The organism is Collinsella aerofaciens, assembly GCF_015555045.1.
In the GTDB taxonomy this organism is placed as follows: Bacteria; Actinomycetota; Coriobacteriia; order Coriobacteriales; family Coriobacteriaceae; genus Collinsella; species Collinsella aerofaciens_W.
This window is the reverse complement of sequence record NZ_JADNJQ010000009.1, coordinates 68858-78277: the sequence shown is the minus strand read 5'-3', so window position 1 is coordinate 78277 and position 9420 is coordinate 68858. Positions and strand designations below refer to the sequence as shown.

Annotated in this window: 9 protein-coding genes; 7 read left to right on the top strand and 2 right to left on the bottom strand. The window is 61.8% G+C overall.

Features of this window, described 5'->3' with window-relative positions:
• The first annotated feature begins 206 nt into the window (after positions 1–206).
• Together I2E45_RS04880 and I2E45_RS04875 are read left to right on the top strand one after the other, a co-directional pair.
• Complete coding sequence (locus tag I2E45_RS04880; RefSeq protein ID WP_089571612.1) at positions 207–785, top strand: xanthine phosphoribosyltransferase; 579 nt, start codon at positions 207–209, stop codon at positions 783–785.
• 65 nt (positions 786–850) lie between these two features.
• Positions 851–1249 carry a peptide chain release factor-like protein gene (locus I2E45_RS04875; RefSeq protein ID WP_324249327.1) on the top strand — a complete coding sequence of 133 codons (399 nt, stop codon included), beginning with the start codon at positions 851–853 and terminating at the stop codon, positions 1247–1249.
• A 28-nt stretch (positions 1250–1277) separates the two neighbouring features.
• Here I2E45_RS04875 and I2E45_RS04870 read toward each other — a convergent pair whose 3' ends face one another.
• Entirely contained in the window at positions 1278–2243 is a 966-nt protein-coding gene (locus I2E45_RS04870; protein ID WP_195444640.1) for a diacylglycerol/lipid kinase family protein, read from the bottom strand.
• Between the two features lie 87 nt (positions 2244–2330).
• Entirely contained in the window at positions 2331–3752 is a 1422-nt protein-coding gene (locus I2E45_RS04865; RefSeq protein ID WP_195444638.1) for a chloride channel protein, read from the bottom strand.
• Positions 3753–3962: 210 nt separating this feature from the next.
• Between I2E45_RS04865 and I2E45_RS04860 the strand changes: the two genes are divergently transcribed.
• The 5 genes from I2E45_RS04860 (at position 3963) to I2E45_RS04840 (ending at position 9376) form a co-directional block, all read left to right on the top strand.
• The gene (locus tag I2E45_RS04860; RefSeq protein ID WP_195444636.1) at positions 3963–5225 is read left to right on the top strand and encodes a molybdopterin molybdotransferase MoeA; all 1263 of its coding nucleotides are present in this window, start codon (positions 3963–3965) and stop codon (positions 5223–5225) included.
• 10 nt (positions 5226–5235) lie between these two features.
• Entirely contained in the window at positions 5236–5715 is a 480-nt protein-coding gene (locus I2E45_RS04855; protein WP_195444634.1) for a MogA/MoaB family molybdenum cofactor biosynthesis protein, read from the top strand.
• Positions 5716–5918: 203 nt separating this feature from the next.
• Positions 5919–6791, top strand: coding sequence for a molybdate ABC transporter substrate-binding protein (modA, locus tag I2E45_RS04850; RefSeq protein ID WP_195444632.1), 873 nt, complete (start codon positions 5919–5921; stop codon positions 6789–6791).
• A 68-nt stretch (positions 6792–6859) separates the two neighbouring features.
• A complete protein-coding gene (modB, locus tag I2E45_RS04845) occupies positions 6860–8302 on the top strand; it encodes a molybdate ABC transporter permease subunit (protein WP_271742183.1) in 1443 nt (480 codons plus the stop codon).
• Positions 8303–8305: 3 nt separating this feature from the next.
• A complete protein-coding gene (locus tag I2E45_RS04840; RefSeq protein ID WP_195444630.1) occupies positions 8306–9376 on the top strand; it encodes a sulfate/molybdate ABC transporter ATP-binding protein in 1071 nt (356 codons plus the stop codon).
• The last annotated feature ends 44 nt before the right edge of the window (positions 9377–9420 follow it).

The window sequence follows — 9420 nt, the reverse complement described above, 5'->3', positions numbered from 1 at the left end:
GGGGGCGCCGGGCGCCCGGATGCGTCATGCCGAAATGGCGCGAAGCACGCGGTTGACAAAACTATAGAGACACGTCCCACATTGGCTGGTCTTGCAGCTTTATGGTGCGATGTGGCTTGTGGGGCGGGCGGGGGTCGGTCCGTGGTAGACTATCGAACAACGTTTATTAATCGCGCGGTATCGTTGCCGCGAGAAGGGGTTGCGCCATGCAGGAGCTTGAGGATCGTATTCGCCATGACGGCATCGTAAAGGCCGGTAACGTCCTTAAGGTTGATGCCTTCCTCAACCACCAGTGCGACGTTGAGCTGTTCGACCACATGGGTGCCGAGTGGGCCCGTCTGTTCGAGGGTGTCGAGATCAACAAGATCCTGACGATCGAGGCTTCGGGCATTGGTATGGCCTGCATCGCGGCTCAGCATTTTGGCGGCGTTCCGGTGGTCTTTGCCAAGAAAGCCCAGTCCATCAACCTCGACGGCGAGCAATATGCCACGACCATCTATTCCTTTACCAAGCAGAAGGAGTACCCGGTTATCGTGGGTAAGCGTTTCCTGTCCGAGGGCGATAAGGTCCTGATTATCGATGACTTCCTGGCCAACGGTTGCGCGCTCGAGGGTCTTATCAAGATCTGCGAGGCCGCGGGCGCCGAGGTTGCCGGCATTGGCATTGCGGTGGAGAAGGGCTTCCAGGGCGGTGGCGATAAGCTCCGCGAGCGCGGCTTCCGCGTTGAGAGCCTGGCCCGTATCGCCGATATGGACTGCGAGAACGGCGAGATCACCTTCGCCTAGGCTCGCAACACAAGCGATTGGTATGCGATGTGACAAAGGGACTGTCCCTTTGTCACATTTTTTGTATGAGGGGAGGTGTTGATATGGATGAGAACAAGATGGGATGGCGCGAGTATACGCGCTATGCCGAGATGTCGGTCGAGGAGTTGGCGCGCGATTGCGAGGTGCAGGTGTTTCGCGCGACAGGTCCGGGCGGGCAGGGCGTGAACACGACGGATTCAGCGGTGCGCATGAAGCATGGACCCACGGGGATTACCGTGACGGCGCGCGAGAGCCGCAGTCAGTTTCAGAATCGTAGCTGCTGTCTGCGTAAGCTGCGCGCTGAGCTCGAGCGTCGCGGGCGTCCACCGCGCCGACGCGTAAAGACCAAGGTGCCTCAGCGCTCTCGCCAGCGCAGGCTCAACGACAAACACTTCAACGCCATTAAAAAGGCTAACCGTCGTAAGCCGGGCGGGGAGGAATAGCCGAATTGCTTATTTTGTCCTACGGACTTTACTTGTGGGTGGGGCGCCAGACCTCGAGGGCGGCCGGGAGGATATCGACCTCGATGCGCGAGGCGGCGATGGACTCACCGTCGGCCTGGATGGGGTAGTCGGGCTCCTCGAAGGTGAGCTCGGCCTGGCGGCAGCGGCGCATACGCACCGGCGGCAGCTTGGTGTGGTGGCCGTCCTTGGCCGAAAGGAACATGGGCAGGGCAACCGCGCGGGGCACGGGGCCGCAGGCGTAGCAAACGTCAAGGATGCCGTCGCAGGGGTCGGCGTCGGGGCAGATACGATAGCCCGAGCCATAGGTGGGGCCCAGCTGGATAGCCATGATAATCGCCCGCACGCGCTCGGCGGGCGCGCCGTCAAAGCTGACCGTCATGGGGTAGTTGCGGTAGCGCAGGCCAAACTGTTCCAGGCCCGAGAGTGTATAGAGCGGAGCACCCGTCAAGCCGGTCTTCTTCCGTAGCTCGGTGGTGCCCAGGCCGATGGCGGCATCAATGCCGACGGAGAGTGTCTGGTCGTAATACTCGACGGCCGCCTCGCCGCTGCCGCTTGCGGGGTTCCACGAGCGAATACGCCCGATGTCCTGGCGCCGCAGCTCGCAGGTGAGCAGCGCGCCAAAATCCTTGCCGGAGAAATCGTCGATACCGAGCGTCTGGGCAAAATCGTTGCCGGAGCCCACGGGCAGGACGGCGAGGGCGGGGCGGGCGTCTTCCTCTTGCTTCATAAGCCCGTTGACGACCTCGTGGATCACGCCGTCGCCGCCGAGCGCGATAACGGTGCGATAGCCCGTTGCCTGGGCGGCTAGCTCCTTGGCGTGCCCCATGCGCTCGGTCAGCACCAGGTCAAACTGGGATGCGCGTGCAGTCATGTCCAAAAAGCGCTGCAGGCGCTCGGCAACTTCGTGCGCCGCACCCGACTGGGCGGCTGGGTTGGCGATGATGAGCGTGCGACCAAAATCAGTTGCGTGCATGGGGCGACTCCCGGCGTATGACGTGACGGTGCGGTCGCGCTCAGGTCGAATTGCCCCCGATTGTGGCTGCACGGCGAATGCTTACGTCTACTCTATCAGGTCGTTGTGGCGCTCGATAGCATCCGCTACCGTACCGCCCTCATCCACAATAAGCGAACGGCGCTTGGGTGAGATGATGCGCTGGGCGGGGTACACGCCGCGGTGCCCGCCGGTTAGGTAGCTGATAAAGGCCACGATGACAAAGAACCCGGCGGCCGTGCCGTGGAACAGGTCGATGGCCATCATGCAGGTGGTGATGGGCACGTTGAGGCCGGCACAGAACACGCCGAGCATGCCCAGCGCCGCCAGAAAGCTGGGGTCGATTCCGACGAGGCAACCGATCCAGCCGCCGAGCGCCGCACCGATGCCAAACAGGGGCGTGACCTCGCCGCCTTGGAAGCCCGCGCCCAGGGTAAGCGCTGTGACGACCAACTTGATGGCTGCGTCCGCCAGGGTGGTGTTGCCGGCAAATCCGGCGCCGGAAAGCCATGTGGAAAGGCCGGCGTAGTCCCAGGCGTCGAGGAGGGCATACGCGGCCAAAACCACGAGTGCTCCTATAAGTGCGCGAACGAGGTAATTGGTGATAAAGCGACCGTACAGGCTCTTGACGGTTCGAACCGACCACGCAAAGAGGCGTGCCGTCAGACCGAAGATGATGGCGCTGATAACAACGATGACGACCGTTTTGGGCGTCATGGCGGGAACGCTGGCGATGACATTCGCTTCGTACTCGGTACCCAGGGCGATTGATGTAAAGTAGCCGGTAAACGAGGCGACCAGGCAGTAAATGCCCGCGGTGTAGTCAATCTTGCCGATAAAGCACATCTCCATGCCAAAGAAAGCTCCGGCAAGGGGCGAACCGAATACGGCACCAAAGGCCGACGAGATGCCGGCGAGCATGAGGTCGTGGTGGTCATGCTTTTTGAGGTGGGCGAGGCTCGAGATGTTGCTGGCGATGGTGCCGCCAATCTGCACCGCGGCCCCCTCGCGACCGGCCGATCCGCCCGTTAGGTGCGTGAGCGTGGAGCACACAAACGTGAGGACGGCCATGCGCATATGGATGAGGCGTGTGCCCAGAGCGGAGTCGATGACCAGGTTGTTGCCACGCTTTGCGGCGAGACCGTGGTTCTTGTAGACCCATGCGGTGGCCATGCCCACAACGGGAAGCAAGGCGTAGACCCACGCATGGTGCTCGCGATAGTCGGTCGCGATATTCAGCGAGGCCAAAAACGCCCAAGCGGCAACGCCCATGGCGAGCGAGACGATGACGACGAGTGCGAGCAACTTGGTGCTCGCGAGTAGGTTGCGGGCGTTGCGGCGCGTGTCGGCAGCCAAGAGATGCTCAGAGCGGGTGAGCTGATGCCTGCCTGCCGTGATGACGTCGTTCAGGGAGAAAAAACCGCCTTCGTCGAGCGGCTGGGAATGATCCTGCGCTTCGTTTGCGCTTTCGGGTTTGTCGTTATGAGCCATACGTTCCTCTTTTAGGTTGCAACGCAAGCATTATAAAACGCGGTAAACGCGACGAGCCGGTGGGTTGGTTTCCATTCTGTTTCGCGGCCTGCAACCGACAGGTGTATTTGCGGGTATAGGCCGAGTCGCGGTCGTGCGTCGGGGGATTATACTGAGACAAGCATAAAGATTCGGCGCCCCTGTTGTGCGCCGTGGCATTAAGAGGTGCATATGGCAGAGAAACTCATTCCGCTGGAGGACGCGCAGTCGATTGTTCTGTCGCACGTTGCTCCGACCGATCTCGTCGAGATTCCCGTGTGGCAGGCCGCCGGTCTTCCCTTGGCCGAGGACGCGGTGGCCGATATCGACATCTCGCCGTTTGCCAACAGCGCCATGGACGGGTATGCCGTGCGCGCAGCCGATCTTGCTGCGGCCGCCGGTGACACTCCGGTGACGCTCTCCGTCGTAGGACACGAGGCCGCGGGCCATGTCTTTGAGGGCACAATCGGCGCGGGCGAGACCGTCCGCATCATGACGGGCGCGCCGGTGCCCGAAGGTGCCGGTGCCGTGGTGAAGTACGAGATCGTCGACGTGCTCGACGGCGATGGCAACGAGGGCTCGCACGTTCGTTTCTCGGCGCCTGCCAAGGTAGGGGAGAACGTTCGCTCTGCCGCCGAGGAGGCCCATGCCGGCGATGTTGTGATGCATGCCGGCGAGGTCGTGGCCCCGGCGGGCGCCGGCTTGCTGGCAAGCGCCGGATACGCGAGCGTGAAGGTACATGCCGCCCCGCGCGTGGGCATTATCTCGCTGGGCACGGAACTGGTCGCACCGAGTAAGGTACCGGCGCGCGGTCAGATTCGCGATTCCAACTCCTCGGCGCTGATGGCCGAGGCGCTCGATGCCGGGGCAGATCCGGTGTTCTACGGTATTGCGCCCGACGATGAGCAGGCGATTGCCGAGCTGGTGCATCGCGCCACGCGAGAGTGCGATTTTGTCATTACAAGTGGTGGCGCCTCGGCGGGCGATTACGACTACGTGACGGCGCTCGTCCGGCGCGAGGGCGAGGTGCTGTTCGATCGCATCTCGATGCGTCCGGGCAAGGCCATCACGTTTGGCTTGCTCGGGGGTAAGCCCTACCTGGGGCTTTCAGGCAATCCGGCCGCGGCGTATGTGGGCTTTGAGATGCTTGCCCGTCCGGCGATTCGCAAGATGCGCGGTTTTTCCGAGGGTGCGCGTCCCGTGCAGCAGGCGACGCTCACGCACGGCGTGAAAAAGCGCCAGGACCGACGCTTCTTCGATCGCGCCACGGTTTTGCGCGACCCCGAGACCGGTGAGCTGTTGGTGACCGAGGCCAAGACGCAGAATTCGGCGCTGCTCGGTACGATGCAGCGGTCCAACTGCCTGCTGCGTATTGACGAAGGACCGTGTGAGCTCAAGGCGGGCGACGTCGTGGGTGTCGTGCGTGTCGACCTGCCCGAGGGCACGGTGTTGTAGGAGGAAGACTATGGAGTTGAAGATTTCGATCGTGACGTGCTCGGATACGCGCGATCTTGCTCAGGACGAGGCTGGAGCCGCACTCGAGGAACTTATCAAGGCGCAGGGCTGGACGGTCGTCTCACATGTGGTCGTGCGCGACGACGCCAGCGAGATCGGTGATGCCATTGTGGAAGCTGCCGATGAGTGCCACGCCAATGTCGTGCTCACCTGTGGCGGCACGGGACTTTCGATGCGCGACGTGACGCCCGAGGCGACGCGTGCCGTCTGCGACCGCGATGTGCCGGGTATTGCCGAGGCGATCCGTGCATACTCCATGACCAAGACACGCCGCGCCATGCTCTCGCGCGCCGTGTGCATGCAGCGTGGGCATACGCTTGTCATCAACTTTCCGGGATCCACGAAAGCGGCCCGCGAAAGCTGGGAGGCCGTGAGCGATCAGCTGGAGCATGCGGCCCAAATGACGGCGGGCGGCGGGCACGCCAAATAAGCGCACTACCTGCGGCGGAGCGACCTTACGGGCTGCTCCGCCTTTTTATGCAGCGGCAGTGCGGTCATCTCGGGGTTATCGGTAAAAGAAACTTATTAGACGAGAAATAATTATCACAAACATTATTCGCACGGAAGTATAATCTAGTAACAGAATAAAGCCTGCGGCGGGGTGCCCGGGTATAGCGTTCGAAAGGGTTGAACATGTTCGATATGGTTTCTCGCCGCGGATTCGTCTCGCTTTCTGCTGCCGTCGCTGCTGGCCTTGGCCTTGCCGGCTGCTCGGGCAGCAAGACGTCAGAGCCGACCGGATCCGATGCCGGTTCTGCTAAGGCATCTTCCAAGAAAGCTGTCGAGCTGCAGGTCTTTGCCGCCAACTCGCTCGAGAAGGCTCTGCCCGAGGTTCAGGAGCTCTACACCGACCAGACCGGCACCACGTTTGCCGACACGCAGTTTAAGGCGTCTGGCGACCTTGTCGAGCAGATGCGCGCCGGTGCAGCTGTCGACGTGCTCATCACGGCCTCCAAGGGCACCATGGATGACGCTGAGACCGCCGAGCTCGTCGACACCGACACGCGTGAGGACATGTTCGTCAACGACCTTGTGATCATTCGCGCCGAGGGCTCCGACACCAAGGTCGAGGCCATCGCCGACGTCGCGAACCTGGACGGCAAGATCGCCATTGGCGACGCCAAGACCGTCCCCGCCGGCAAGTACGCCAACCAGGCGCTGGCTTCCGTGGGCCTCTACACCGGCACCGAGGGTGATGACGGCGAGTACGCGCCTGAGATCGCCGACAAGGTGGCCCTGGCCGACAAGGTCGGTACCGCTGCCGCCTACGTCTCTACGGGCGACTGCGTGGCTGGCTTTGTCTACAGCTCCGACATCTTCCGCTATGACGGCATCGAGGAGGCCTTCGTGTGCCCCGAGGATTCGCACAAACCCATCGTGTACCCGGGTGCCGTTGCCGAGAGCTCCGAGCATGCCGACGAGGCCAAGGCGTTTATCGACTTTTGCCTGACCAACAAGAAGGCGCAGAAGATTTGGGCGAAGTACGGCTTTGAGCTTTCCGCGTAGTGCGGCTTGGCGCGATAATTCCATCGTTTTGTGTTTTACTCCGTCCTTGTATTCTCTTGGAGCTTTTCGTGCTTAATAGATTCCGCATGCTTGTCGCCTGTGCTTTGACCTTCGCACTTTGCTGGGTGCCGGGATTTGCATTTGCTGGGGACGCTGCGGACGGGGCCCAGAACGCTGCGACCGCCCATGGGCTTTCCTATGGGATCGAGGGTTTTGAGCGGTTGGCCAAGGGGACCGCTCGTGCCATGGAGGGCCAGCCTGAGGGCTATCGGTTTCCCGTTGACGAGGACGTGGACCTTGTAGTGGCGCCTGCTGCCGATCGCGTTGTGGTGTGGATGTCGCCCAAGGCGGTCGAGAAGTATGGGTTGGATCCGCAGGATAACGAGTGCGTATCGGGTCTCAAGGCCCTCGTCTGTGAGCTCGACAGCGCAAACTGCATGGGAGGTACGCAGCTAGGGGACGTTGATCTTCCTTGGTATGTCACGGCGGAAACAACGTTTGATGCCGGTGGGTATACCTATGGCTTTGACGAGCGCAGTGCGGATGGGGACCGCTATGTGGTGATTGCATCAGCCTCGGGTGATGCCATGGGCGGCGCGCGTTGGCTTGATAGCGCTCAAATGGTGGAAGCGTCGTCTGTCGTGTTGCGGGACGAGCAGGGGCCCTTGACCTCTCTGGCCTCCTTTTTGGGCGACATCGACTATCGCCCGTTTTGGGTGTCCATTAAAACGAGCGGCCTTGCTCTGGTAATCGCGTTTGCGCTGGGCCTGTTCGCCGCGTGGAAGACTATGGGTACCTCGAGTCGCATCAAGGGCCTGCTCGATTCGGTCTTTACGATTCCTATGGTGCTGCCACCCACGGTCTGCGGCTTTTTGCTGCTTATGCTATTTGGTCGATCGACCGGGGTGGGCCAGTGGCTTATCGCGCACGGCATCTCGATCGTCTTTACGTGGCCCGCGGCGGTCATTTCGGCCGTCGTCGTGTCGTTTCCGCTGGTTTACCGCACGGCGCTCGGAGCCTTCGAGAGTCTTGACGCGCAGATGCTCGACGCCGCGCGAACCCTGGGATGGTCCGAGCGTCGCATCTTTGCCAAGCTCATGATGCCGCTTGGCTGGCCCTCGATTGCCGCCGGCACGGTGCTCGCCTTTGCCCGCGCGATGGGCGAGTTTGGCTGCACCCTGTTCTTTGCGGGCAACTACGCCGGTATTACGCAGACCATTCCCATTGCGATTTACTTTGAGTGGATGGGCGGCAATACGTCGGTCGCGCTCTTCTGGGTCGTAGTCGTAATCGCGTTCAGCTTCCTGGTCATTCTGTTCATCAATATGTACACGGCGCATTCGCAAAAGTATCGCGAACGTGGCCTTTCCCGTGCGGAGCGCAAACAGGCCAAAGGTCTCGCCGGACAGGGCGATTCGCTCGACCCAGTCGGCGGCGATGCGCTGCGTATCGATCGCGAGGCGCTGGCCGAGCTCATGCGTGATGATGCGGCGCCGCGGGGAGGTCGATAAGCTATGTCGCTCGTTTTGGATATTAAGAAACGTTATCCCGGGTTTGTGCTCGACATGCAGCTTGAGGCCGGCGAGGAGCGCGTGGCCCTGCTGGGCGCCTCGGGTTGCGGCAAGAGCTGTACGCTGCGCTGCATCGCCGGTGTGGAGACGCCCGACGAGGGTAAGATCGTTGTCAACGGCGTGACCTTTTTTGACTCGGCGGCGGGCATCAACCTGTCGCCCCAGGAGCGAAAATGCGCCCTGCTGTTCCAAAACTATCAGCTGTTTCCCAACATGACGGTGGCCGATAACGTATGTGCCGGTGTAAAGGATGCGGGCGACGCCGCCGCGCGCAAAAAGCTCGCCGAGCGCTATCTGGGCATTTTCGGTCTGGCCGATTTTGCCGACCGATATCCCGCGCGCCTTTCGGGCGGGCAGCAGCAACGCGTGGCGCTTGCCCGTATGGTGGCGGCGCATCCGGGCATCTTTATGTTCGACGAGCCCATGAGCGCGCTCGATTCCTATCTTAAGAGCGCACTCGAGCAGAACATGCTCGACCTGTTCGACGTCTGTAACCGCACCGTGCTCTACGTGAGCCACGACATCGACGAGGCGTGCCGCCTGTGCCAGCGCATCTGCGTGATGCACGACGGGCATGTTGAGGAGACTGGCTCCGTTGAGGATGTGGTCCGCCGTCCGCAGACGCTGGCGGCGCTCCGCCTGACGGGCTGCAAGAACACAAGCCGGGCGCGCAAGATCGGCGACGAAGAAGTTGAGGCCCTCGACTGGGGCATGACCTTTAACGTGGGTCGCGAGATTCCCGATGACGTGGCGTACCTGGGTATTCGCGCAAGCTACTTCCATGTTGACAATCGCGCTGAGCGGGGCCGCAACAGCTATGACTTGCACGTGGCCCGCGTGAGTGATTCGCGCTTTGAGCGGCTGGTGTTGCTGGACGTGCCGCGCGTCGATGCGCCCACGCGTCTGCAGTGGAAGGTCAACAAGGTGGGCATGCCTGTCGACGCGCTGCCGCAAGCAGGCGAGACGCTGCGCATGCATTTTGATGCCAGCAGGATCCATTTGGTTTGTCGATAGCGCCGGGTAATGCCGTCGGGGATATAAGCCTCGGCGGCTTTGTC

Coding starts and splice junctions, on each gene's coding strand:
- I2E45_RS04855 (WP_195444634.1), top strand. CDS start 5,236: ATGGAGTTGAAGATTTCGATCGTGACGTGCTCGGATACGCGCGATCTT.
- I2E45_RS04840 (WP_195444630.1), top strand. CDS start 8,306: ATGTCGCTCGTTTTGGATATTAAGAAACGTTATCCCGGGTTTGTGCTC.
- I2E45_RS04870 (WP_195444640.1), bottom strand. CDS start 2,243: ATGCACGCAACTGATTTTGGTCGCACGCTCATCATCGCCAACCCAGCC.
- modA (WP_195444632.1), top strand. CDS start 5,919: ATGTTCGATATGGTTTCTCGCCGCGGATTCGTCTCGCTTTCTGCTGCC.
- I2E45_RS04880 (WP_089571612.1), top strand. CDS start 207: ATGCAGGAGCTTGAGGATCGTATTCGCCATGACGGCATCGTAAAGGCC.
- I2E45_RS04865 (WP_195444638.1), bottom strand. CDS start 3,752: ATGGCTCATAACGACAAACCCGAAAGCGCAAACGAAGCGCAGGATCAT.
- I2E45_RS04860 (WP_195444636.1), top strand. CDS start 3,963: ATGGCAGAGAAACTCATTCCGCTGGAGGACGCGCAGTCGATTGTTCTG.
- I2E45_RS04875 (WP_324249327.1), top strand. CDS start 851: ATGAGGGGAGGTGTTGATATGGATGAGAACAAGATGGGATGGCGCGAG.